General features: G+C 68.4%; 1 protein-coding gene. It reads right to left on the reverse strand.

All coding sequences use genetic code 11. The features are described 5' to 3' along the window. Positions 1–145: 145 nt before the first annotated feature. The gene (locus WH85_RS46005) at positions 146–1,543 is read right to left on the reverse strand and encodes an IS1380 family transposase (protein ID WP_045748552.1); all 1,398 of its coding nucleotides are present in this window, start codon (positions 1,541–1,543) and stop codon (positions 146–148) included. Between the last annotated feature and the right edge of the window lie 123 nt (positions 1,544–1,666).

The raw sequence follows: 1,666 nt of genomic DNA on the forward strand, positions 1-1,666 counted from the left end.
GCCTCGGTCTTTCATTTAGACGCCGATTCATAGCCGCCGTTCGATGAATTCGATGCGTCTTCTTGCTGCGGTTTTGTGGGCATGGTGAGGGCCCGGCGCGTGGCCGGGTTCCTCCGTGTTGCTGGTCGCAGCGCGGGCTGCAGGGTCAGCCGGTGGGTTGCGGCAGTGCGGTGAGGCGGTTGAAGGCGCTGTTCAGGGCGTCGGTCCATGGCCAGCCTGCGGCGATGGCGAGGCGTGTTCGGCGGGCGGTGCGGGTGATCCGGGCGGCGACGTGCAGCAGCCGGTAGCGCAGTTTCTTGGGTTCGGCGGTGGCCAGGTCGCCGTCCAGCAGCAGGGTTTGGGTCCAGGCGAGTAGGTCGATGCCGGTCAGGGCGAGTTGCAGCCAGGCCTGGTTGATGGCGAAGACCCGGGACGGGAACCGGCCGAAGCCGGTGTTCTTGCCGGTGCGGATGCGGTCTTCGACGCGGGCGTGGGCCCGGTGCCGGGCTTCCAAGTGCTGGATGCCGCCGTGGCCGGGCGGGGTGTCGGTGGCGACGACCTGGTGACGCCATCCTTCGATGGTGTCGAACAGCGACAGTTGAGCGCCGGGGTGCGGGCGTTCGCGGCGGACTAGGAACCGGGTGCCTTCTGGCCAGCCGGCCGCCTCGAACAGGCCGGTGATCTCGCAGACTTCGGCGTGTTCACGCAGTTCGCCGCTCGTGTCGACGGCGGGGACCCAGCCGGTCGCCGCCTGGATCGCGGCCCGGACCGGCTCGGTGATCGCAGCGCCGACACTGAACCGGATGTCGAGGTGGCGTTCCCGCCAGGACCGGATGTGGGCGAGGAAACCGTGGCTGGAACCGGCGGAATCACTGCGGAGCAGGATCGGGGTGCCGTGCCGGTGGGCGTCGGGGATCTGAGCGAGGGCCTGATCGAGCACGGTGATGTGGTCGGCGGTGGTGTTCGAACCGGCCCGGCCCTCGCGTAACAGGCCGGCCAGGGCCTCTCCGGTGTTGTCCAGGAAGCACAACAACGGGTGATATCCGAACGTCTTCTTCCAGGTCCGGGTCGCCGACTCCTTCTCGGAATGACAGATCACGATCGTCGCGTCGATGTCCAGAACCAAACCGTCGATCTGCCGCCCGGCTGCGGTGACCTGCGGGAAGTCGCCGCGGGTGTCGGCGTGCTGGGCCCAGGCGATCTCGCGGGCCCGGGCTCGGGCGGCACGCAGTTCGGCCAGGACCGTGGCGTCGAGCTGTGCCAGTAACCGCCACGCCGTCGGATCGGACGCGACCGTCCCGAACAGTGCGGGCTGGTGACGCAGCACGGCAAGGTCAGCGATGGCCTCGCCGCCGTCAGCGAGGGTCACGGCGAGGTCGACGGCGATCCGGCCGGGATCGTGCCCGCCCCGGCGTTGCCGGAACCCGGCCAAAGCTTGACTGAATGCGCTGGTCAGGCCGGTCGTGTCAGCAAGGTCGGCGAGAAGCCGGGCGCCGGCGTGACCGACCACGCCCCGCCCGTCCCCGGTCACGCTGATCTTCGGACGTGTTCGGGTAGTCTTCACCCAGCAAGTGCCTTCCGTGACGGGTTAACAGGACTCTCGACAAGCCCTATTTTCCCTGACCAGAGGGCACTTCTCTATTTCCGGCCCAGTCCTTGGACACCCTTAACGAAGGGCCGAGGCTAG

Origin of the sequence: Actinoplanes rectilineatus, assembly GCF_000962825.1 — a bacterium.
GTDB lineage: Bacteria > Actinomycetota > Actinomycetes > Mycobacteriales > Micromonosporaceae > Actinoplanes > Actinoplanes rectilineatus.